The 21,649-nt window shown below is 41.7% G+C and carries 22 protein-coding genes and 1 riboswitch; of the genes, 3 read left to right on the plus strand and 19 right to left on the minus strand.

Features of this window, described 5'->3' with window-relative positions; all coding sequences use genetic code 11:
- Positions 1-4: 4 nt before the first annotated feature.
- Complete coding sequence (locus ACN6MY_RS16940; RefSeq protein WP_419881239.1) at positions 5-880, minus strand: ABC transporter permease subunit; 876 nt, start codon at positions 878-880, stop codon at positions 5-7.
- A 615-nt stretch (positions 881-1,495) separates the two neighbouring features.
- Positions 1,496-2,077 (minus strand): ECF transporter S component, encoded by a 582-nt coding sequence (locus ACN6MY_RS16945; protein ID WP_419881240.1) that lies wholly within the window; start codon positions 2,075-2,077, stop codon positions 1,496-1,498.
- Between the two features lie 171 nt (positions 2,078-2,248).
- Positions 2,249-2,381: riboswitch (FMN riboswitch) on the minus strand.
- Positions 2,382-2,905: 524 nt separating this feature from the next.
- Between ACN6MY_RS16945 and serA the strand changes: the two genes are divergently transcribed.
- Positions 2,906-4,480 (plus strand): phosphoglycerate dehydrogenase, encoded by a 1,575-nt coding sequence (gene serA / locus ACN6MY_RS16950; RefSeq protein ID WP_419884197.1) that lies wholly within the window; start codon positions 2,906-2,908, stop codon positions 4,478-4,480.
- Positions 4,481-4,721: 241 nt separating this feature from the next.
- Here serA and ACN6MY_RS16955 read toward each other — a convergent pair whose 3' ends face one another.
- The 9 genes from ACN6MY_RS16955 to rluB all read right to left on the minus strand — a co-directional run bounded on the left by ACN6MY_RS16955 (position 4,722) and on the right by rluB (position 14,197).
- Positions 4,722-4,889 carry a hypothetical protein gene (locus ACN6MY_RS16955; protein WP_419881241.1) on the minus strand — a complete coding sequence of 56 codons (168 nt, stop codon included), beginning with the start codon at positions 4,887-4,889 and terminating at the stop codon, positions 4,722-4,724.
- An 82-nt stretch (positions 4,890-4,971) separates the two neighbouring features.
- Positions 4,972-6,159, minus strand: coding sequence for a hypothetical protein (locus ACN6MY_RS16960; protein ID WP_419881242.1), 1,188 nt, complete (start codon positions 6,157-6,159; stop codon positions 4,972-4,974).
- Entirely contained in the window at positions 6,134-6,685 is a 552-nt protein-coding gene (gene sigX, locus ACN6MY_RS16965) for an RNA polymerase sigma factor SigX (RefSeq protein ID WP_419881243.1), read from the minus strand. The genes ACN6MY_RS16960 and sigX overlap by 26 nt, the downstream gene beginning before the upstream one ends.
- A gap of 165 nt (positions 6,686-6,850) precedes the next feature.
- On the minus strand, positions 6,851-8,638 hold the full coding sequence (locus ACN6MY_RS16970) for an ATP-binding protein (protein ID WP_419884198.1): 1,788 nt from the start codon (positions 8,636-8,638) through the stop codon (positions 6,851-6,853).
- The gene (locus ACN6MY_RS16975) at positions 8,635-9,351 is read right to left on the minus strand and encodes a response regulator transcription factor (RefSeq protein WP_071350431.1); all 717 of its coding nucleotides are present in this window, start codon (positions 9,349-9,351) and stop codon (positions 8,635-8,637) included. Before ACN6MY_RS16975 ends, ACN6MY_RS16970 begins: the two co-directional genes overlap by 4 nt.
- Positions 9,352-9,837: 486 nt before the next feature.
- Complete coding sequence (gene ccsB, locus ACN6MY_RS16980; RefSeq protein ID WP_419881244.1) at positions 9,838-11,016, minus strand: c-type cytochrome biogenesis protein CcsB; 1,179 nt, start codon at positions 11,014-11,016, stop codon at positions 9,838-9,840.
- An 11-nt stretch (positions 11,017-11,027) separates the two neighbouring features.
- Positions 11,028-12,656 carry a cytochrome c biogenesis protein ResB gene (gene resB / locus ACN6MY_RS16985; RefSeq protein WP_419881245.1) on the minus strand — a complete coding sequence of 543 codons (1,629 nt, stop codon included), beginning with the start codon at positions 12,654-12,656 and terminating at the stop codon, positions 11,028-11,030.
- 19 nt (positions 12,657-12,675) lie between these two features.
- The gene (gene resA / locus ACN6MY_RS16990) at positions 12,676-13,206 is read right to left on the minus strand and encodes a thiol-disulfide oxidoreductase ResA (RefSeq protein WP_071350388.1); all 531 of its coding nucleotides are present in this window, start codon (positions 13,204-13,206) and stop codon (positions 12,676-12,678) included.
- A gap of 259 nt (positions 13,207-13,465) precedes the next feature.
- Positions 13,466-14,197 carry a 23S rRNA pseudouridine(2605) synthase RluB gene (rluB, locus tag ACN6MY_RS16995; RefSeq protein ID WP_419881246.1) on the minus strand — a complete coding sequence of 244 codons (732 nt, stop codon included), beginning with the start codon at positions 14,195-14,197 and terminating at the stop codon, positions 13,466-13,468.
- Between the two features lie 237 nt (positions 14,198-14,434).
- Here rluB and ACN6MY_RS17000 point away from each other — a divergent pair, with 237 nt between their 5' ends.
- Positions 14,435-14,620: a hypothetical protein gene (locus ACN6MY_RS17000; RefSeq protein ID WP_419884277.1), complete on the plus strand. Its 186-nt coding sequence runs from the start codon at positions 14,435-14,437 to the stop codon at positions 14,618-14,620.
- Positions 14,621-14,809: 189 nt separating this feature from the next.
- Here the strand turns inward: ACN6MY_RS17000 and ACN6MY_RS17005 are convergent, their stop codons facing one another.
- The 7 genes from ACN6MY_RS17005 to ACN6MY_RS17035 all read right to left on the minus strand — a co-directional run bounded on the left by ACN6MY_RS17005 (position 14,810) and on the right by ACN6MY_RS17035 (position 19,652).
- A complete protein-coding gene (locus tag ACN6MY_RS17005; protein WP_419881247.1) occupies positions 14,810-15,346 on the minus strand; it encodes a spore maturation protein in 537 nt (178 codons plus the stop codon).
- Entirely contained in the window at positions 15,347-15,940 is a 594-nt protein-coding gene (locus ACN6MY_RS17010) for a nucleoside recognition domain-containing protein (RefSeq protein ID WP_419881248.1), read from the minus strand.
- On the minus strand, positions 15,933-17,087 hold the full coding sequence (locus ACN6MY_RS17015; RefSeq protein WP_419881249.1) for a D-alanyl-D-alanine carboxypeptidase family protein: 1,155 nt from the start codon (positions 17,085-17,087) through the stop codon (positions 15,933-15,935). Before ACN6MY_RS17015 ends, ACN6MY_RS17010 begins: the two co-directional genes overlap by 8 nt.
- A gap of 208 nt (positions 17,088-17,295) precedes the next feature.
- A complete protein-coding gene (locus ACN6MY_RS17020) occupies positions 17,296-17,784 on the minus strand; it encodes a YpuI family protein (protein ID WP_419881250.1) in 489 nt (162 codons plus the stop codon).
- A 49-nt stretch (positions 17,785-17,833) separates the two neighbouring features.
- Positions 17,834-18,223: a hypothetical protein gene (locus tag ACN6MY_RS17025; RefSeq protein ID WP_419881251.1), complete on the minus strand. Its 390-nt coding sequence runs from the start codon at positions 18,221-18,223 to the stop codon at positions 17,834-17,836.
- 90 nt (positions 18,224-18,313) lie between these two features.
- Positions 18,314-18,901: an SMC-Scp complex subunit ScpB gene (scpB, locus tag ACN6MY_RS17030; RefSeq protein ID WP_419881252.1), complete on the minus strand. Its 588-nt coding sequence runs from the start codon at positions 18,899-18,901 to the stop codon at positions 18,314-18,316.
- The gene (locus tag ACN6MY_RS17035) at positions 18,891-19,652 is read right to left on the minus strand and encodes a segregation/condensation protein A (RefSeq protein WP_071350398.1); all 762 of its coding nucleotides are present in this window, start codon (positions 19,650-19,652) and stop codon (positions 18,891-18,893) included. Before ACN6MY_RS17035 ends, scpB begins: the two co-directional genes overlap by 11 nt.
- Positions 19,653-20,238: 586 nt before the next feature.
- Here ACN6MY_RS17035 and ACN6MY_RS17040 point away from each other — a divergent pair.
- The gene (locus tag ACN6MY_RS17040) at positions 20,239-20,763 is read left to right on the plus strand and encodes a DUF309 domain-containing protein (RefSeq protein ID WP_419881253.1); all 525 of its coding nucleotides are present in this window, start codon (positions 20,239-20,241) and stop codon (positions 20,761-20,763) included.
- Between the two features lie 90 nt (positions 20,764-20,853).
- Here the strand turns inward: ACN6MY_RS17040 and ACN6MY_RS17045 are convergent, their stop codons facing one another.
- The gene (locus tag ACN6MY_RS17045; RefSeq protein ID WP_419881254.1) at positions 20,854-21,201 is read right to left on the minus strand and encodes a GNAT family N-acetyltransferase; all 348 of its coding nucleotides are present in this window, start codon (positions 21,199-21,201) and stop codon (positions 20,854-20,856) included.
- Positions 21,202-21,649: the final 448 nt, after the last annotated feature.

Consider the following 21,649-nt stretch of genomic DNA (forward strand, 5'->3'; position numbering starts at 1 on the left):
TAAATCACACTCCCGTTTTTATAACGGTTGTTTTTATTAATAAAAATATTATTCCATATGGGATTAAAATTAGAATGATGCCTATAGCAAGTACATCTTCAGACATAAAACGGTACATTAAAAGGGTAAATCCTTTCATTTGAAATAAATATTCAATAATTATCAAGCTAGACAGCATAACCCAATAAATTACTGTTAAATATTGCAATAAAGAATAACATAAATTTCTAAAAACGTGTTTAAAGAAAATTTGATTTCTAGAGACACCTGTCGCTACTGCAAATTCAACATACATCTTTTCATATTCCTCTTCAGTAATGGCAATTAGTAATCTTATCAACATAAACAGCGGAATAATCATTAAACAAAAAATAGGAATGACATAAACATTAGAACTAAATCCATATAATTGAAAAATCTTTATACCAGTATGTTTATAAATATAGATTATAAAGTATTGAATAGAAATAATAATAAATATATCAGGTAATATTTCAGTGATTGTAATAATTATCATTACAATCTTTTTAGCTTTCCTTGGCAGATAAATATAGATATATGTAACTAAAACAGCGATGATCATTGATAAAATTAGAGATATCAATAAAATGGTCATAGAATATGTATAGGCTTTAGGTAAATAACTAAACAAAGGTACAACTTCATGAAAACCCAGTATAATGTTTTTATCTCTAACTGAAAAAAGATTCATTAATACTGAGATAAATCTTTGTATATACTGCTCAGGATAAAATCCAATTATTTTATTTTTATATAAAATAGAAGGCAGTGAAGAAATTGCACAAATACTGCATAACAATACAAAAGCATTAAAAATGAGATGGCTAATAGTTTTTAAATTTATTTTTCCTTTTAACAAATATATACTCCCTCTGCAAATTCATCATTTACTGATTTCTTTCAGCACCTGAAGATTTGGAATTAGTAATGAAACTTTGTAAAAATATAATGCTTGTTGTATGCGGAATAAAAGCAGGGTAATTTCAGGAAAATCCACTTACCTATTTCCCATTATACTCCAAGGTTAAAAATGGTAATAGTTCCATTTTAATTATAGGCTCTTTTCCCAAAGATTGTTGTTTCTTAAAAAGTACTCGAGGCAAATCCATTGTTAAAGCAGGTTGATTGGAGCGGAAGGTGCGGAGACTCCTGCGGGATCAGCGTGACAGATGAGACCCCGCAGACGCAAGTCGAGGAGGCTCAGCTCACGCCCCGCGGAAAGCGAAGCATCCTGGAGCGGAAATCAACCACTGGTTCAGGTAGCAGCAAAGTTTACGAAAACAGCCTAAAACATTATGCTTTAGAGATATTAGGACAGAGACAAAAAAAACACCGATAATGTCTAAAGGCTGCCAACAAAGCCGGCAGCCTTTTTTAGGTTATCCATTTATGTTCCCAATGAGCTCTGAGGAAAAATTCGCACTGCATACAAAAAACCGAAAGCTTGTTAAGCTTTCGGCTTTTCCTGCAAAATTTAAGCATTTTTATAGCGTGATTGTTTATTGATCCAGGGGTGAAGGCGCGTGAACAGCAGCATGAATACAATCCCCATTAATACACCCTTGATCATATTGAACGGAAGGATCGCTGTCGTTACAAGCTGTCTTGTTTGTTCGCCAGACATAGCCGCCCATCCCATGAACATCGTATATGCCGGAAGAAAGACAAAATAATTCAGCAGGCTCATAAGGACCGCCATCGAGACAGCTCCACCGGCTAGGCCTAATGTCATTCCTTTATTAGAGCTGGCTTTTTTATAGATATAGTATGCAGGAAGAACAAATACAACCCCTGCTACAAAATTTGCAATATGTCCAACAGGGACACCTGTAGGGCTTCCAATCATGACAAAGTCCAGCAGGTTTTTAATGAATTCAACCAGAATTCCGGCCAATGGCCCAAAAATCAAGGCAGCAACCAAAGCTGGAAGATCACTGAAATCAATTTTCAGATATGCAGGCAAACCGGGAAACGGAAAATTCAGCAGCATCAAAAGATATGCCAGACTCCCAAGCATCGCCACTGTGACCATTTTTTTAACTTTACTTTCTTTCATAGTTCTCTCTCCTTCTTTTTTGTGTCTACCCCACGAAAAAGAGGATCAGTTCCATTTTTGCCTGCAGATCCCAATAAAAAACCCTTTAATTCACATTGAAATTAAAGGGATAAATAGCGGCATCAGCAAACAAACGTTCAGCAGACATGCTGTTTTGAACGTTGCCGGAACCTCCATCTTCTCCCATCCAGACTATACTGTCGGCTTTGGAATCTCACCAAATCCTGCCCTAAGGCTCGCGGGCTTAGAAGGATGATCCTTCATCACCGCCGGTGGGGAATCTCGCCCCGCCCCGAAGATAGACCTATAAAATTATCTTACACTTTTAGATTATATACGATTTTCTTTTTCTTGAATAGTCATTTGATTATATTCTATAAAGTGCCACAGAATTCCCGTCTGCAGACCTGCAATACAGGCAGCCAAGCCTTGAGCCCGCTAACAAGTTTTCCCTGCAGCGGCCCCGCACATTCCCTCCGTTCAGCAATTGATATAAGGATAAAGGTTTCCCATAGCTTTTCCGCTCGAAGATGCTCGCTTTCCGCGAGAATTCCACTCCAATCATCCCGTTTTAACAATGGTAACACCTCACGCAACACATCAATAAACCACAGTCTTTAAGGAATGCACCAAAAAATATTTTTGCTTTTTCTTCAGCTCCTCTTTGGAATCAGAATTTCTACAGATGACAGCCTTTCTGAGATCCTTCTGAAATTATCTTTCTGGCATAATAATTCCGTTAAGCGTTTACATTAGTATTTACTGAATTGACAGTTCGTAAAACCTTCTGTAAAATTGACAGAAAATTCTTATAGGCAGGTGTGTATGGTGTATCATATTTTAATTGCTGATGCTATTAAGCCCGAAGGCCTGGGCCCTCTTCTTGAGGCGCCGGATATCCTTCTCATTAACAAAACAGTAACAGAAGCGGAAGAAGAGCTTGATCAGGTTGATGCGATTCTGGTCAGAAGCGCGACAACCGTCACAGAAGAATTAATGGACCGTATGCCGAATTTAAAAATTATCGCACGTGCCGGTGTAGGCATTGATAATATCGATGTCCCGGCAGCCACTAAGCGCGGCATCGTTGTTGTAAATGCACCTGACGGAAATACTATGTCCACTGCTGAGCATACTTTTGCCATGATGGCTTCATTGATGCGCCATATTCCACAAGCTCATTCTTCTCTTAAGAATGGAGAATGGAAACGCTCATCCTTCACTGGCACTGAACTATACGGAAAGACACTGGGGATTGTGGGTATGGGGCGAATTGGCAGTGAAATTGCCAAAAGAGCTAAAGCGTTTGGAATGACCCCTGCGGTTTATGATCCCTTTCTGACAGCAGAACGAGCTAAGAAGATGGGCGTCCTCTCTTTATCTCTTGAGGATCTGCTGAAAACAGCCGACATCATTACCGTCCATACTCCATTGACAAAAGATACCAGGAATCTATTAAACAAAGAAAATCTCAGCACCTGCAAAAAAGGTGTATATCTTCTGAACTGCGCACGCGGCGGCATTATTAATGAAGATGATTTGTATTCCCTGATACAGGAAGGCCACATTGCCGGTGCTGCCATAGATGTATTTGCAACAGAGCCTCCTCATGGCCATAAGCTGCTTACGCTGGATGCTGTCATTGCTACTCCGCATCTCGGCGCTTCAACCAAAGAAGCTCAGCTCAATGTGGCAACACAGGTTGCTCAGGAGGTACTGCAGTTTTTAAATGGAAATCCCGTTTCCAATTCGATAAATCTTCCTGCGATATCAAGGGAATTATTCGAAAAGGTACAGCCTTATTATCAGCTTGTGAAGCAAATGGGCTCCATCGTTTCACAATGCATGAAGGAAGGAATTCACGAAATATCGGTAACCTACGCAGGAAGCGACCTTGATTTTGATCACTCTATTTTGACAAAAAGCTTGATATCCGGCTTTTTCAAAAGCCGTTTAGATATCCCCGTCAATGAGGTGAATGCACTTTTAGTGGCAAAAGAACGCGGAGTGACTATCGGGGAAAAAATTGCGGCAGAAACTTCCGGTTACTCCAACCTCATTACCGTCACTGCAAAAGGAGATACAGGGCTGCTGGGCATTAGCGGGACGCACATTGAGGGTTATCATTCAAGAATTGTCAGCTTAAACGGCTTTAACATTGATTTCCATCCTGAAGGGAATTTTCTTTATATTCAGCATAGAGACCGGCCCGGTGTTATTGGCAGAGTGGGAAAAATACTCGGAGACCATGATGTGAATATTGCCACCATGCAGGTAGGGCGCAAAGAAGCAGGCGGAGAAGCCATTATGGTCCTATCCTTCGATAAACGCCTTAACGAAGAAGCTTCCGGCAAACTCAATGACTTGGATGATATCACCTTCATGTCCAGAATCACCCTGTGACTTTCCTTTAAAGCATTGGCTTTGTTAAAGTACATGGATGCGTTCTGCACTATTGGAAATGATTCGCTTCTGAGGATCGTCACCAGCGGCGAAATCTGACCGCAGCCCGTGAGAGGAGGAGGCTCGGCAGTCTTCTGAGTGGAGTATACATAACATTCATGGAAAAAAGGAGAATGCATCTCATTCTCCTTTTTTCCATGCATTTACAGGCGAAAATAATCCCTGCTGCCAGGAGTGTCATTTACCAGCTGCCAGCACCATGCTTCCATACTGGCCGAGTCCAGTTGCTCCAGGAAAATGCCTGCTCCCTTTTTTCTGAAGCATGTCCGCTTTTTCCGCCAATAAATAATAACCCAACGCATAGTCCAATAATGACTGCAATCAGCAGCCTTTTCCCATAATCAAGCATCAGATTCCCCCTTAGCCGTTTATACTTTTTTATGGTATGTGAAAAGGGTTCAATATAGAACGGTCTGAGAATAGGAATGTTTTCAGTTCTGAACCTGGCTATTATTAGTTTTTGATTGACGAATGACATTTGGAGCTTGGGGCACTCTTATATCTCTATTCAATTGAAAATTGCCGATTTTTGTGAGAGGCGGATTTATAAACTTCACCCATTCATAGCCGAAATCCTTTGCTGTAAATAAAATTGCTTCTACGGTTTGCGAAGCCGCTTTTGTATCTTTCAGCTCGGAATCAGAAGAAAGAAAGATTGTTACTTTTTTTTCTTTTTTGTTTTCCTGAATTTTCTTCCATTTAAACGCCCTCGGAATCGATGGCTTTACCCCCTCTATGGCTGGGTTTTTTTTGGCTGATGCAAGCGCATCTCCTATATAGTTATATTCCATGTACGGCACGATATAGGAAGGTGATTTCTTATCAGCCTGATAAATAAGGTATGTTTGCCTGGAGTTGGCCGGAAGCTTTTCTTCTCTGATCCAGCCGGTTTCCGGGAAGTTTGCTCCCGCTTTTCCATTTTCCGTTAGCGTGAATTTGACAGCATGCTGATACTTCATTATTTGGCGGATCGTTCTTAAAAAAAGCTGATCATCTCTAATGGCTCGGCTTTTTGCCGGAATATCTATATTTATACTGGATTCACCGGGATTTTTAGTAAAAGTCAGCTGAAGAGGATAATAATCCCCTAACCCCAAGGCTTTACCTTTGAGGCCATCCATATTTTTTTTTAGCACATCCAGCCTTTTGCTTTCTGCAAATTGTTTCACTTCTATTGAAACTGGAATAATTAAATTAAATTGCCGGTCCGGAACACCTATTGTTATAGTCTTGTTTTTTGCCGGCATAGCGGATACTGATTTTCCCGCCGAATCCTTACTGCCGCCAGTTCCGAGCAGATTTCCTGAAACAGATTTTTTTGCAGCTGTACCCAGCTTGTTCCTATCAGTCTGTTTATCTGCACGGGTGCTGCTTGCCTGCTCCATATGGCCTTGGCTTGAAAGGTGATTTCTTTCATAAAAAAAAGAAACGGAAAGCAGCAAAATAATAAGCAAAGAAAAAGCTGCTGTAACGGAAGGAATCCATCTTCTCTTTCTTTTAAATAATTTTAGAGCAGAAAGAGACTGATAGACTTCCCCTTGATTGCGTTTATCACTGATTTCAGGCAATTGATGAAGCAATTTTTTTATTTCATCATCGCTCCATCGGGATTTTTTCATATTGCTCCCCCTCCTCTCCTGTATACTCCTCCATCATTTTTTTAACAGCCTTCAAAGCTCTGTGCTGCGTTGTTTTCACCTTGCTTAAGCTCCAGTTCAGCACCTCTGCCGCCTCAACGGTAGAAAGCCCCTGTACAAAGCGCAGCACCAGGACAGACTTTTGATCCATCGTGCAGCGGTCGAGGCTTTTATAAATTTGCTGAATATCCTCTTTTTGCAGGGCTATTTCCTCCGGAAGGGGTGCTGTGTCCTTTACAGTCTGCTTACTCCAATCGAAATTATGGAAAAGCCTTTCCTTAAAGCGTTTCTGCTTTCGGAAATGATCAATTGCTGCATTTCTGGCAATCGAATAAAGCCAGGTCTTTTCACTGCTTTTCCCCTGAAAATGTTCATATGACCTCAACACCCTGATATAGACTTCCTGTACGATGTCTTCTGCTGTTTCTCTGTTCCCTGTCATATAATATAAGAATTGATAAAGTTCTTTATGGTAGCCTTGATAAAGCTCATGGAAAACGGAGTCCATTTTTTCCCTCCTCCGTTAAAATATTGTCGCATCGCTATCAATATGTCACACCTTCATCATAGTCCCATAACCCAAAAAAAGGAAGATATTCCGAGAAATATCTTCCTTTTTTTGCAGCGTCCGCGTTTCTTATGAAACAAGATTTTCCGCCACGCTTTTATCCTATTATTCATTTTCTTTCATTTTCCGAGGCAATATAAAGGTAAATGTCGTCCCTTTTCCAAGCAAGCTATTGACTGTAATCATCCCTTCATGAGCATCAATGATATTCTTTGCAATAGCAAGGCCAAGGCCTGTACCTGATTGTCCGCGCGTCCGCGATTTGTCTGCCTTATAAAATCTTTCAAACACAAAGGCCAAATCTCCTTCAGGAATCCCTGATCCTGTATCTTTCACATCAATGATTAAGCCTCGTCTTTCATCGATCCTCTGAAGGACTTTAACCTCGCCGCCTACCGGAGTATGGCGGATGGCATTGTCGATCAGATTTGTCAGAACCTGTTCAATCCGGTCGGGATCGAAATCCCATCTGGCATCTTGGTCCTGCATATCCGTCTGGATGATAATGTCCTTTTCTTTTGCAAGTCCGGAAAATTTAGCGGCAATCCTCCCCAGATAAACATCCAGCTCTACTTCTTCATAATTTAAAACAATATGTCCTGATTCCATTCTGGCAAGATCGAGAAGATCATTCACCAGCCGGCCCATTCTGAGGGATTCATCATAGATGACCTTGGCCATTTCCATATTTTCTTCCTTGCTTCCGGCAATATCATCAATAATCGCTTCACTATATCCCTGCACCATCGAGATGGGGGTTCTAAGTTCATGTGAAACATTTGCGATAAAATCATCACGCAGCTTATCCATTTTTCTCTCATCTGTCATATCGCGGATGATGGCAACGGCCCCCCGGATGCTGTTTGATCCGTATAAAGGACTGACAATCAAAACCCAATCATGCCCCTGCAGGGTAATCTCACCAATCTGCTCTCTATCCTTTTCTTCTGATGCGTTAAAAAGATTCATCAAGACAGCTGGAACGCCATCAGAAGGTTCACGGTTGAATCCTTTTTCAAAATACCAGCTATGAAGAAAACGCTCTGCAGGCGGATTGGTTTCGAGGATGGCACCATCTTTATCAAAGGTAATGACACCATCTGCCATACTGCTTAAAATGCTGGCTAAATGTTCCTTCTCCTGGCTGAGTTCATTAATATTGAAGCTTAACTGATTTCCCATCTGGTTAAATGCAGCCGCAAGCTCCCCAATTTCATCTTGAGTGACAATCGGGACCTTCGTGTCGAACTTCCCTCGGGCGACTTCTAGGGCGGCTTCACGCATTTTCCTAAGCGGCGCATTAATCCTGGTTGAAAGAAAGAAAGCGAACACTGTTGTCAGAATGATGGCGACCCCGGCAGCAAGCAAAATGAATTTAGTCGTAGAATGAATGGCTTTCTCCATTGACTCTAGTGATTGAAACAGAAAAATTTCTTCTTTTTTTCCATCGAGCTGCAGGGGAACTCCAATCACAATGGCAGAAATCCCTTGGCTGCCCGGAATATCAGAAGGAAATATCATTTCTTTCTTAACCGTCATTCTTTTTTTGAAAACATTTTCCAGTTCATTATCATTTTTAAGGATACTAGGTAAATCTGCCGCATTTTTATGCTCAAATGTACTAAAAATGACATCTTTGTTATTCAATACCAGCATTTTTGTTTCCTTGCCGACCATATCAGAAGCAATCTGCAAAACCTGATCGGTATCCGGATTATCATGGATGACCTTAACAATTCTTTCCGCTGATTTCGTTAAATCATTTTCCACCTGGTCTATCTGGAAATTTTCAAAAAACTGCATGAGCAGCACGGTCAGAATGCTCAGTACAAGTGAAACCAGCAGCAAAATCGTTATCCACAGCTTTCCAACAACACTCCGCCAGAACATCAGTCAGCTGTCACCTCAAATTTATAGCCGACACCCCAAACCGTAACAATCATCCGTGCAGCATTTTCGGAGATCCGGTTCAGTTTTTCACGAAGCCGCTTAACATGTGTATCTACCGTCCGAAGATCTCCAAAAAATTCATAATGCCAGACTTCTTTTAAAAGCTGTTCCCGGTCAAACACCTTATCCGGGGACTTTGCCAAAAAATAAAGCAGTTCATATTCCTTCGGTGTAAGTGAGACTTCCTTGCCGTCCGCAGTCACCCTGTGTGCATCATTATCGATATTCAGGTGAGGAAAAACAATCACATCGTGTGAAGCAATTTCAGGCTGGATAAAGCTTGCATGGGAAGATCTGCGCAAAAGTGCCTTCACCCTCAGCACCACTTCGCGCGGGCTGAAAGGCTTGACGATATAATCATCTGTGCCTGCTTCAAAGCCTTGAACACGATTAATTTCCTCTCCCTTTGCAGTGAGCATAATAATTGGGGTGGACTTCTTCTCACGAAGCTCCCTGCATACCTCGATTCCATCCTTGCCGGGCATCATAATGTCGAGAAGAATGACATCATATTCATTTTCCAGTGCTTTGACCAGGGCAATATCGCCATTTTCTGCTTCATCAATGATATAATCTTCTCTTTCTAAATACATTCTAAGTAAACGGCGGATTCTTTCTTCATCATCTACCACCAATATCTTCAGTGTTTGATCCATGACAGGTTTTCCTCCCCTTTCATTTTTTAGCACAGCGTATCTTTTGCTAAAGGCTTTGTTAAACTTGCATGCCCTTGGAGGGAGCCTGCTCACAGCTCGTCTCCTGCAGGGTCTCGCCTGTAGCACCAATCTCCAGAAGTCTTCAATCAGCAAAGTACAATTCAGTTATGCACTTTTACAAACCCCGGCATAAAAGCTGATTAATATTGCGAATGAATCTATTTGTGAAAATGCATGACATTATGTAAGATAAGGCCTCGGTCATATTATATCTAAAAACATCATAAAAGCGAAACACATGCTTCAAGCTGCGGATAGTCTTGAGTAATACTGTCCATTTGCATAAGCTCGCACCTATCAACCTGCCTTAACAATGGGATCGCCTCACAGAACACCTTAAAAAAAGAAAAGTGCCAATTAAAAAGAACAGATCTGTACCGGACACAAAAAGATTTTGCGCCCGGTGAAATCCGTCCTTAAATATTTTTATGCGTATGAATGCAGGCCGGCGATAACCAGATTAACAGCAATTAAATTGAACATGATAATTAAAAAGCCGATCATGGCAAGCCAGGCGGATTTCTCTCCCTGCCAGCCCTTCGAAAGCCGGAGATGCAAAAACGCAGCATAAAAGAGCCAGGTGATTAATGCCCATACCTCTTTTGGATCCCATCCCCAGAACTTTGACCAGGCTGCCTGGGCCCATATCATGGCGAATATCAGTGCCCCCAAAGTAAAAATCGGGAAGCCGATCATAACAGAGCGGTAGCCGATTTCGTCGAGCAAATCCAAATTGATATTTTTGACAGCCGGCTGAATGGCGGCTGAAATCCTTTTTCTTAAAATCAGCCGGATAATGGCATAAAGAATGATTCCTCCAGCAAGCGACCATACCACTGTAGTCAGTTTCTTCGCATTAATAATGGCCGGCACTTCAATTAGCGGTTCCATTTTTCCGGCAGTCTGCAATTTCCCTTCATGCGGACCGAAAATAGCAGGCATCGTATATGTAAGCTGCTGCTGTTTGTCATGCTTGTCTGTCCAGGTAAAATCGGCTTTATAATCCATCAGCGAGAAAGCTGAAGAAGCTGCCACAAATCCCAGAGCTGTAATCAAGATGAAAAGTGATGCTTCCAGCCAAAAAGTGCTTTTGCTCCTTTTGGACTGATCAATGGACTTCAGCAGGTAAATAAGACCTGCAGCAAAGCTGATGGCCAGCACTGCTTCACCCGTTGCCGCTGTTGTCACATGAATATAAAGCCAGTAGCTTTTAAGTGAAGGGATAAGGGGCGCAATTTCCCTTGGAAACATGCTTGCATAAGCAATGATGATGAGGGCGATTGGCAAAGTTATCACCCCAAGGGCAGGTGTTTTATAAATGCTGTAAATCACCATGAATGCACAAACCAGCATCATTCCGAAAAATGTTGTGAATTCGAAGAGATTGCTTACCGGTGCATGCCCGCTCACAATCCAGCGTGTCACAAAATAGCCAAGCTGGGCAGCAAGGCCAATCGCTGAAAGAGTGATCCCAAAAATCGCCCACTTATTTTGCTTTTTTTCCATTCCGCCTTTTTTATCTTTGATTGCCCCCCCAAAGAAAAAGGTAGCCACTAAGTACAAGATAAAAGCTGTAAACAATAAATTGCTGCTTAACCCAGCCAATATGAATCCCCCTATTTTGAAGATTTCTCTTCTTGAAGTTGATCTTCCGGTTCCTGTATTCCCGTTCCTTCGATAATCGTACTGATATCACGCTTTAGTCCATGCCAGTTTTTGTTTGTGTGGCCTGCCAGCAGGATTTTTCCGTCTTTTCTGATGATCCAGATGCGCCTGTGATTCCAGTATGCACCCTGAACGACTCCTATCATAAAAATGATGCCGCCTGCAAAAATAATCCCGAGCGTCAAATCCTTCCTGATTGTCAGGGCTGTGACATTCTTGGTTTCAATACCGGCAAAAGCCATTTTATATTTATTTTCGCCCAATGGCTCCATGGTTTGTTTGATAGCTGCAAAACTGACCTCACCCTTTGGCTTATCAGGTGTGAACATCTTGAAAATAAAAGCCGGGTTGTTTGGAATCCTTGATTTGGTTGCAGGTTTGTCATTATCAAATTCAAAATCAGGAAAATAGCTCATAAGCTGAACGGAATATCCCTTTGAAAGCTGATAGTTTTTCTTAGGATTATATAAATCTATCGTAATGGAACCAAAAGATTGTAACGTTTGTTTATCAATCAGCTTAAACGACATTTTGTTCAGCTCGCCAAGCTTGTAGTCCACCTGATAATAGGAAAAATGATCATATGTCAGCGGATAATTGACCTTAATACTGTAATCCTTAATCTTTTTCAGTTTTGCTTCTTCGCCGGGAAGGGAGCTTCCATCCTTTTTATAAAGGGTGACGTCAGATTGATAGTTTTTTGCAATGGTGCCTTTTTCAGCAATGGCTTCCTTGAATTCCTTATCTTCTTTATTGTTTTTATCATAGGTTTCGAGTGTGAATTTCTTGTTATGGAGAAAATACTGGCCATTTGTCCCCGGAACTTCCTTTGTCTCTCCTTCTCTCAGCCACAGCACTTTATCTACATACATGCCAGGTACAGACCGGAGCATGGCCCCAATCAGGAAAACGATTAAACCAATATGGTTAATATAAGGTCCCCAGCGTGCAAAACGGCCTTTTTCAGCCAGCAGGTTCCCGTTTTCCTCCCGGACACGGTAATGCCTTTTCTTAAGTTTTCCCTTCGCTTCCTCTATGTTTGGCTCGAGTCCGGCACAATCCGTCGTTCCAAAGATTCTCTGCCTTTTCAGGAAACCCTCATGCCTGGTAACCTTTTGGAGCTTCAGCGAGCGGTATAGCGGAAAGAATCGGTCTATGCTCGCAATTAATAGAGATATGCCGAGGGAACCTATTAAAATCATATACCACCAGGAGCTGTATAAATTGTTAAAGCCCAGCTGAAAATACAGTTTTCCAAACCATCCGTATTCGTCGTGATAATAATCCATTGGATCCACATTAGTCGGTATGTACATTTCCTGAGGCAAAATGGTGCCCGCCGCGGATGCGACAAGGGTTATGATGATAAGTGTGACTCCTACCTTTACCGAAGAAAAAAAGTTCCAAATCTTATCGATGATTGTCTTATTATAGGTTTGTGAGCGCCTGGCACTGCCTTCGTATCGCATATCGGCGAGTTTTTCGCCCGATTGCTTTTCGTCCAGCAGCCTTCCGCAGGATTCGCAGAGAATGGTTCCTTCGGGATTTTTATGCCCGCACTCGCATATCACTTCTGCCATTTTTGAAATCTCTCCCATGTTAAGGCTTGATTCTATCCATGAATTGCTGTATGTTAGCCTCTGTTAAACTTCCGGTAAACTTATCTATCACCCTTCCATTCTTATCTATGAGAAAAGTGATAGGCAAAGGGTCAATGCCATATGCTGCCTGAACTTCCCCGCCTTTATCAATAACCACCGGGAAGGTAAGCTGATGACGGTCTATAAAGTCCTGGACCGCATAATGCGATTCACTGACATTTACAGCAAGCACTTGGACTCCTTTGTTCTTAAACTCTTTATATTGGCTGTCTATGTATGGCATTTCATGTTCACAAGGCTTGCAATACGTTCCCCAGAAGTTCAGGAACACACCTTGCCCTTTATAGTCTGACAGCTTATGTTTTTGGCCTTTCATATCCTTCAGCACAAAATCGGGAGCCTTTGAGCCAACTTGGACAGAATCATTTTTATCTTTTGTCAAATTCGCATAAAGCGTAAATGCCAGAGCTCCGCCGAGCACAAGGAGGATTGCTGTTCTCAGTATCAATCTCCGCTTTTTCTTATCCACCGCACTACCCCCTGTTTGTTTCCTTATTGCTACTTCATTATAACATTTTACATATATTCCCCAATATTTTAATTATTGAAAATTATGTGACAAAAAGAACAGGATTGATGATATAAAAAAATGTAAACGTTTTACCGAAATATTAAAGCGATGCCTTTTACAAGAATCTTCGGTAAAAGGCCTAAAAAATATATCCCATTTTGTAATTGAATGATTCTTTTGTAAAAAACATCGCTTATTTATAGTTCCTGTTTCAGTTTTATCTTTTTGATTCGTTCAAGGCAAGCGCTCTAAGCTGCTTTACTTCATGGTGTGTAAGCTCCCGTGCTTCACCGGCTGAAAGGCCCTGCAAGGTCAAAAAGCCAAATCTTTCCCTTTTCAGCTTTGTTACAGGATGGCCTATTGCTTCAAACATTCTCCGGACCTGCCGGTTTCTGCCTTCATGAATGGTGATTTCAATGATCGAAGTCTGTTTCTTCTTATCCACCGATAGGACTTTAGTGCGAGCTGGAGCCGTTTTTCCATCTTCAAGCATAATTCCCCTGTCCAATTTCTTCAAGCTTTCCCTAAGTGGAATTCCTTTCACCTTTGCTACATAGACTTTGTCTACCTCGTGTTTTGGGTGTGTCAGGATGTTGGCGAATTCCCCGTCGTTTGTCAGCAGCAGCAGGCCTGATGTATCATAGTCAAGCCTTCCGATCGGGTAGATTCTTTCCTGAATGCCTGGAAAGAATTCTGTTACCACTTTTCTATTTTTATCATCCGCAACTGCAGAAATGACACCCCGGGGCTTATATAGCAGGAAGTAAACCGGAGCTTCTTTTTCAAGAGGCACCTCGTTAACTTCCACTTTATCATTAGGGGCTACCTTAATTCCAAGTTCTTTTACCGTTTTTCCGTTTACTTTCACTCTTCCATCCAAAATCAGTTCTTCCGCTTTTCTTCTCGATGCAATTCCTGCATGAGCAATAACTTTTTGCAACCGTTCCATCTATCTTCACCTCATAAGTCATACTTGTGGCATCTTTAAAAACTGCAGTTTACACGCAATCATACAATTATTGCACAATGCTCTTAAAAAACAAATGTTTTTTAAGGAATTACCGGGTTTCTTTTTTTATTCTTGCCTTATGGCAGGCAATTGTTTCATACATTTTGACAATATGAGTGTATCACATAGCTGCCATTCCCCCATAAAAAAAGAGGATATTATAGGAAGGACAAAAACTTGGCTAAGTTACAACGATTGGCTACTAAAGTAGACAGCATAGTTGTTGTTCATAATCCTGTTAGCGAAGAAGCATGGAGTGATAGAAATGGATGGGAAATTTATAAAAATGCATATTTCAACCCCAAGTACGCCCAGTACCCAGTATGCTTTAACCATTCTAAGGACATTCTACAACTTTTGTGAAACCTATAAGTCTGCAGATAAAGAATGAACCCCTGCACAACGTTTAGGGAGTACAGAGGTTATTTTATACCTTTTTTGAATAAAAGCATTGATATAACAACAAATACAAAAGACCAAATCATCACGCGATTTGGTCTTAAAACTGATATGTTATTTCTAATGTTTCTCAAGAAATCTCCTGCTTTTTCATCATTTTGTCCCGAAGACCCATGATACTACCGCTATGGCCGCAGCAATCCCAACTAAATCTGCTAAAAGGCCCACTTTGACGGCATCGCCCATTTTCTTGATGCCGACAGCACCAAAATAAACAGTTAACACATAAAAGGTCGTGTCTGTACTTCCCTGAATGGTGGCTGCGAGCCTGCCTATAAATGAGTCTGGCCCATACACAGATATTAAGTCGCTCGTCATCCCGAGAGCTGCCGTACCTGATAGAGGCCGGATAATGGCCAAAGGAACAATTTCTGCCGGAACATGAATGATACTTAAAACAGGTTTCAAAAACCCCACAACATAATCAAGAGCACCTGATGCCCGAAAAACTGAAATCGCCACAAGCATGCCCACTAAAAAAGGAATAATGGAAAAGGATATCTGTATCCCTTCCTTTCCTCCTTCAACGAAGGTTTCGTATGTCGGGACTTTTTTGAAGGTTCCGTATAGCAGAATGCCGCCGATTAATATGGGAATCATCCAAATCGAAATCACTGTCATCCAATGCATCTACTTCACCCCATTGCGTTTTCTCTTCCTGTAATAATACTTGTCAATCATGATCGCTCCCGCTGCTGAAATGGCTGTAGCAATGATTGTCGGAAAAACAATATCGGTAGGAGACGCAGAGTTGAAATTCATCCTGATGGCTATTACGGTTGTCGGTATCAGCGTAATGCTTGAGGTGTTGATTGCCAAAAAGGTAATCATGGACCTGCTCGCTTCCGGCTTGCCTCCATTTAATTCCTTTAGCTGTTCCATTGCTTTTATTCCAAGAGGTGTTGCCGCATTTCCAAGCCCAAAGAAATTCGCCATCATATTGGAAAGGATATATCCCATCGCAGGATGGCCTGCTGGCACTTCGGGAAATAAAAATTGCACAAACGGCTTAAAAAGGCGCGACAATTTATTCAGCAGGCCAGAGTCCTCGGCAATCTTCATTAATCCAAGCCAAAATACCAGGATGCTCATCAATCCAAGGCTGAGGGTAACCGCTTCTTTTGCACTTTTAAATAATGCTTCATTCACCTCATCCATCGTGCCATTAATCATGGCGAACAGAATGCCGCAAACTGTCAGGCCCACCCAGATATAATTAACCATGATGGCTGATCCCAAGGAAGGACTTTAACAAGTCCAGCCATGATGCCTGAAAGGATTGCTGCTTGAATGCTTCCTGCTGCTTTCCGTAAAAAATGGAACGCACCCCAATGACCCTTCCATCCAGGTAAACCACTGCTTTCCCGACGATTTCAGGTATATTCTTTTTATCCTCCCAGCTCTTTTGGGGCTTTAACATTTTCAGGTCGACCGTAATTTTATCATGTTCTTTTTTCAGCAGAGGATAGGTAAAGCTGTTTCTGTAATAGATATTACCTTTGTAAGGCTTCTCTTTCACACCGGTAATTTCCCCTTTAGAAAGAATCTCTGCAGGCTTATACGTATTGTATGAGGACTCATACATATGGATATGGTCATTCCAGTCATCAGGACCATTCAGGGTTACAGCAACCAGGTGAAGCCCATTCTTTGAGGCCGTTGTCACAAGCGTCCGTTTAGCAAGCTTTGTATAGCCTGTTTTTCCTCCTGTACAATATTCATATAACTGGGTTAAAAGCTTGTTTTTATTTTTCCAGACATAATCCCACGATTCCATGGAATTGCGGGCTTTGTGGATTTTCGTTCCTGCAATTTTTTTATATGTGCTATTTTGCATGGCATATCTGGTCAGAAGAGCCATGTCATAAGCAGAAGAATAATGATCCTTTGTGTTATCAAGGCCATGCGGATTGGTAAAATGGCTGTCTTTCATTCCGATTTCTTCCGCTTTTTGATTCATCATCCAGACAAACCCGTCAAGGCTTCCACCCACCTCTTCAGCAATGGCTACAGCAGCATCATTGCCGGAACGCAGCATCAGTCCATAAACGAGATCCCGCAATTTAATTTTTTCTCCGTATTTAAGATACAGAGATGAGCCTTCTGTACCAACGGCATTGTCCGACACCGTCACTGTTTTATTCATCTTTCCGGATTCCACGGCCAATATGGCGGTCATAATTTTTGTAATGCTTGCGATGCGGCTCTTTTCATGTGCGTTTTTTTCAAATAATACTCGTCCGCTTTCCTGGTCCATTAATATGGCACTGTGTGCTGTCACTCCTGAAGCTGCCTTTGGCTCAAGCGGATAGAATGACAGAAACAGCGCTGCAGCAAGTAAGACTGGCAGGCATCTATTAAGAAAACGCATATATTCCCCTCGTCCCATTATGGTTTAGTACAAGTGTATGCAAAGGAAAATGGGATATGTATAAAACAGGCTATTTATCAAAGGGCCACAGCCAACTATGCAAGGCATTTGCAGCTTGCTTCAAGTCTTGTGCAGCGGGCAGAAAAAGAGGGTGCTCCCTAAAGGCCACTGAATCATGGCCTTTTAGGAACACCCTCTTCGTCATTTGCTATTTAGATTGAAGCATTTTCGTCCGATAATCTGTTTCATAGAATTCCAGATCTTCGCGTACAGACTGAAATTCCTTTTCCAGGTTTCTGAAGATTCCTGATATGCTCTCAGGTACCCCGCTATGGAATTTAATTGAGTTTTTGCCTGTATACGCTGAACGGCTGTCTTCAAACCAGCAATCGGATTTAGGAGAAAAGAATTCATCCACACATTGGTGGTAAATTTTATATAGTGTTTTTTCGGCCGCCGCTTTATGAAAAATTTCATTTTTAAGGACGATTTGGCAGGCTTCAAGTCCATCCTCACAGTGAACAAGCAGCCTTCTCACACTGGAAATGACTCTTTTATAATACTCTTCGTCCCCGGCACTCTCCTGCTTAAGGCTTGAAAGAGTGGTTTCATTCAGAAAGTTTTCAAGCTTTGCAACAGTACCCTCCAAAAAGACACTAACATCCTCAAGCTGAGATTTTACAATTAAATTTCCCAACCGTGCACCCTCCTCATATTTTAACAGATTTTCATTCTGCATCATCGTCTCATAGAATTTCGTATTGACTTCCATTGGAAATTGCGATAAATATCTTTTGCAGAAGGTGAAAGTCAGCAGTTTTGAAATACCCGAAAAAATCCTCTTCCGAATTCACGTACACTCTTTTTCGCTCCTTGAATCCTGAATCAGCCATCAGGCAGACAAGTGCAGCGATATCCGAGAGACAGACATCGCGGCCGGAACATTGAAACAGCGGATTGGCCTTGTAAGGAGTATATTTTTCCATTAATCCATCAAAGTAACGAAGGTACAAAACAGTAAGTGTTTTTTCAGCTCCGCCTTCTATGTATCTTACGGCCGACCTGTTAAAAAATTCCTCAGGGGAGTTGGATTTTTCCTTTTCGAGCTCATATCCCTGGCATTCCAAAATATTCAAAGACTTCCCTCCTGACTGCAAGGTATCTATATGAATAGTATATTATCACAATTATCAAAAATCTGTCATGCACCATTTGCAATCGAGAGATTAATTTTGCTCCATATTATCCTGGAATTTCCCGAAGAACAGATCGGCTTCACCCATATCATTCTCTTCACCTTGAGAATCAGCAAGCGGCGGAAGCTCCTCAAGCGATTTCAATCCGAAATAATCCAAAAATTCCTTTGTTGTGCCATACAAAAATGCCCTTCCCGGCCCATCGGCACGGCCGACTTCTTTTATCAGGACTTTTGAAACAAGGGTCTGCAGCGGACGTTCTGTCTTAACACCCCTGATTTCTTCAATCTCAGCTCTCGTCAGCGGCTGCTTATAAGCAATGATAGCCAGTGTTTCCAGTGCAGCCTGTGTAAGCCCCTGTGTTCCCGACGTTTCCACAAGTTTTTTCAGGTAATCGGCATGTTCTTTTTTGGTGGCCAGCTGAAACACCCCTCCCATCTCAGCAAGCTGTATTCCTCTCTCTTTTGAATCGTATGTTTCTCTTAAGTCTTCAATGACATTGGCAGCTTCCATCTCCGTAATATCCAGCACAGAAGAAATCTGTTTTAAGGACAAACCGTCATCTCCAGCTGCAAATAACAGGGCTTCTAAACTACCCTTCCAATTATTACCCTCCAACTGCTGCACCTTCCTTAGCTGCTACAAAAATTTCCGAGAAATTCCCGTCTTGCTCTACCATAATTTCATTCATTTTCATCAATTCCAAAACCGCAAGGAACGTTACAACAATATGTCCCTTTTCCCGGAAAGGAAAAAGATCAAAAAAGCTTCTTCTCCCGATAAAATTCTTCAGATCATACAGAATTTCATCCATCCTTTTTTCTATGGAAATTTCCTGTCTGGTTATTTTTGTATAAATCGGCTTTTGTATCTTCTGCCGGCGGAGCAGTTTTTGCAGGGCGCCCAGCATATCATACAGGCTTACATTCAAATCCTCCCGCTTCTGCTCCGTTTCTTTGGCCAAATCAGACAAATCTGCCGGAGGGCGTGTAAAAACCATGCCCCGTTCTTCTTCAAGTGTCTTAAATTCCTTTGCTGCCTGTTTGAACTTCCGGTATTCAAGCAACTGTTCAACAAGTTCGTCCCTTGGATCTTCTTCAAAGGAGGCTCCATCTTCATCAAATACCGCTTCGTCCTCATGTTTTGGAAGAAGCATTTTGCTTTTTATCGCCAGCAATGTTGCAGCCATTACCAGATATTCACTTGCGATATCCAGTTCAAGATCCTTCATTGCGTGAATATAGCCCACATACTGGTCTGTAATTTCAGACATCGGGATATCATAAATATCTATCTCAAGCCGGTTGATCAAATGAAGAAGCAAATCCATAGGACCTTCAAATGCATCAATTTTAATGTTGTAGCCCATAGTAAAAACCCCGCAATATCATGATTGGTTACCGCCCTATATAAACGGGCTGTATGCTCTCGCTTCAAAGGAGAGTCTTAAGAAGTCTAAGCGGGTAAAACTGCCCGTCGAAAACACGTTTCGTTCACCTATCCATCATAGGGGAATCCCGCCATGATAGAAGGATTATTTCTATAAAAACATTATCCCGCTATCCTTTAAGTATAGTAGATTAACGGGGTTTGTCCAATAAGATTCTTTCACTGCAGCTGCTCCTTTGTATGGGAAGATTTTTCAGATTGGGCAGCCGCCCAAACACATTTGCCTACAATTTCATACTCTGAACATGTAAAGAAAGAAAATTCCAGGGAGGTACTTTACATGGGGGGATAAGAGACCTTGCATGAAGCGGACATTTGTTTCCTGCACGGTTATTATCCTAAGAAATTGTGCTTCCTAGTTTGGAGAGGCGGCATTGCTGCCACTCGAGGAAGGAGAGCTGATTGCGATGCAATCGGCTCTTTGTCTTGTTCTGCACCCTTTCAATGTTTGTACAAACACATCCTGTGCTACAATATCTCTTATGACCATGAAAAGGAGGTGCCGCGTGAGATATCCAAAAGAGTATGTTACATATCTGGTGCATTTTCACGGAGACAGAGATTATTTCGAGTGCCATGAAATCCTTGAAGAATATTGGAAAAAAACTTCTCCAGGGGATAAACAGTCCCATTGGGTGGGATTCATTCAGCTTGCAGTAGCACTTTACCATCAGCGCAGAGGAAACGGAAAAGGCGCCCTGAAGACACTTCAAAAATCTTTGAATATCTTTCAGTGCAAAAAAACTGAAACACTTAACCTCGGATTAAATTACAGCATGCTCATGCAATTATTAGCAGAGCTTAATGAACGCCTGCTTCAAGGCAAGCCATATGAACACTTTGTTTTTCCGATTTCCGATCCGGGTCTGATAAATGAGTGTGAAGCTTTGTGCCTGAGCAAGGGCCTGGCCTGGTGTTCTGCCAGTCTGCTCCATGACCCCTTTTTAGTCAATAAACATTCATTAAGGGACCGTTCAGAGGTTATCGAAGAAAGAGCCAGGATCCTAAGCAGGAAAAATGCCGGCAGATAAGGACCTCCTCGTGTTTTTCTGCCCGGCAGCCCGGAAAAACAGGCATAGCATGAAAAAGACCTTATTCCACGAAAGGAATAAGGTCAGGCGTCATGAAGCATCACATTTTTCAAAAAACCCCGCAGTCAGTTCGTTAGGCTTTAATTCCTTATCTGCAAACATTTCTTTCAGTGCCTTCACCATTGCTTTCCCAACGCCCTGGTGCCTAAAGGCCGGGTTGACTGATATATGCTCAATTTGGATGATTCCTTCATGGGCAAGATTAATTCCGATCAGCCCGATGATTTCTTCATCCTTCCATAAAAACAGCTGCTTATCTTCATTGCCTTCATAGTCTTTCATCGTCTGCTGCAGATTCTTAATATCTTTTTCATTCGGCATAAATGATAATAAGCCCATTGCAAACTTCTCAAAACTTTTCTTATATTTAATTAACATATGATCCCTCGTTACTAGAACGTAGTTTTTTATTAAGGCTTTGTTAATCTTGCCCGCTGATTTCCGCGTGGCGCCGGCATTCCTGGCAGGTCAGAACTCTCCGCAGCTTTCCGCATGCAGCCAGCAAATCAGCACCAATCTCAAATTGGCCAAAAATCAACATAGAGCTTTAACAGAGCTTATTTAAAAATATTTTAATGATCTTATACATCATACATAAAAATCGTGTCCGTTTCAACCCGTCCCGCACCCAATGCCGTTAAAACGCTTTCTTTTTTTATTTTCCCGGCTTCATTGGGTTTGTTCATGCTGCAGAACCGTATAATGCAAGTGACAGCAAGGATCGATCATTAAGGGTGTTATTGCCCGGTTATAGGGTTAAACGGCTGCCCATGCAGCATGGTAATATGACCTGAATTTCCAGACTGTTTTTAAACGGTAACACATC

Origin of the sequence: Peribacillus sp. B-H-3 (genome assembly GCF_048572925.1) — a bacterium.
Lineage (GTDB): Bacteria > Bacillota > Bacilli > Bacillales > DSM-1321 > Peribacillus.

Bases quoted from the DNA above. Each gene is read 5' to 3' on its own strand.
- ACN6MY_RS16960 (WP_419881242.1), bottom strand. From the start codon at position 6,159: ATGAAAAAATCCCGATGGAGCGATGATGAAATAAAAAAATTGCTTCAT.
- ACN6MY_RS17005 (WP_419881247.1), bottom strand. From the start codon at position 15,346: ATGCATTGGATGACAGTGATTTCGATTTGGATGATTCCCATATTAATC.
- sigX (WP_419881243.1), bottom strand. From the start codon at position 6,685: ATGGACTCCGTTTTCCATGAGCTTTATCAAGGCTACCATAAAGAACTT.
- ACN6MY_RS17010 (WP_419881248.1), bottom strand. From the start codon at position 15,940: ATGGTTAATTATATCTGGGTGGGCCTGACAGTTTGCGGCATTCTGTTC.
- rluB (WP_419881246.1), bottom strand. From the start codon at position 14,197: ATGGAACGGTTGCAAAAAGTTATTGCTCATGCAGGAATTGCATCGAGA.
- ACN6MY_RS16975 (WP_071350431.1), bottom strand. From the start codon at position 9,351: ATGGATCAAACACTGAAGATATTGGTGGTAGATGATGAAGAAAGAATC.
- ACN6MY_RS16945 (WP_419881240.1), bottom strand. From the start codon at position 2,077: ATGAAAGAAAGTAAAGTTAAAAAAATGGTCACAGTGGCGATGCTTGGG.
- ACN6MY_RS17045 (WP_419881254.1), bottom strand. From the start codon at position 21,201: ATGTTAATTAAATATAAGAAAAGTTTTGAGAAGTTTGCAATGGGCTTA.
- resB (WP_419881245.1), bottom strand. From the start codon at position 12,656: ATGGCAGAAGTGATATGCGAGTGCGGGCATAAAAATCCCGAAGGAACC.
- ACN6MY_RS17015 (WP_419881249.1), bottom strand. From the start codon at position 17,087: ATGCGTTTTCTTAATAGATGCCTGCCAGTCTTACTTGCTGCAGCGCTG.
- ACN6MY_RS17035 (WP_071350398.1), bottom strand. From the start codon at position 19,652: ATGGGCTACAACATTAAAATTGATGCATTTGAAGGTCCTATGGATTTG.
- ACN6MY_RS16955 (WP_419881241.1), bottom strand. From the start codon at position 4,889: ATGCTTGATTATGGGAAAAGGCTGCTGATTGCAGTCATTATTGGACTA.